Origin of the sequence: Aeromonas sp. EERV15, assembly GCF_900079845.1 — a bacterium.
Lineage (GTDB): Bacteria > Pseudomonadota > Gammaproteobacteria > Enterobacterales > Aeromonadaceae > Aeromonas > Aeromonas sobria.
In genome coordinates, this window is sequence record NZ_FKKY02000082.1 from 1 (window position 1) to 504 (window position 504).

The 504-nt window shown below is 43.5% G+C and carries 1 pseudogene; it reads right to left on the reverse strand.

Features of this window, described 5'->3' with window-relative positions:
* Positions 1-236 (reverse strand): annotated as a pseudogene (locus BN4575_RS20515) (TEM family class A beta-lactamase); the annotation flags it as partial.
* Positions 237-504 lie beyond the last annotated feature (268 nt).

The following is a 504-nucleotide window of genomic DNA, read 5'->3' on the forward strand; positions in this document are numbered from 1 at the left end:
AATACCGCGCCACATAGCAGAACTTTAAAAGTGCTCATCATTGGAAAACGTTCTTCGGGGCGAAAACTCTCAAGGATCTTACCGCTGTTGAGATCCAGTTCGATGTAACCCACTCGTGCACCCAACTGATCTTCAGCATCTTTTACTTTCACCAGCGTTTCTGGGTGAGCAAAAACAGGAAGGCAAAATGCCGCAAAAAAGGGAATAAGGGCGACACGGAAATGTTGAATACTCATACTCTTCCTTTTTCAATATTATTGAAGCATTTATCAGGGTTATTGTCTCATGAGCGGATACATATTTGAATGTATTTAGAAAAATAAACAAATAGGGGTTCCGCGCACATTTACCCGAAAAGTGCCACCTGACGTCTAAGAAACCATTATTATCATGACATTAACCTATAAAAATAGGCGTATCACGAGGCCCTTTCGTCTCGCGCGTTTCGGTGATGACGGTGAAAACCTCTGACACATGCAGCTCCCGGAGACGGTCACAGCTTGT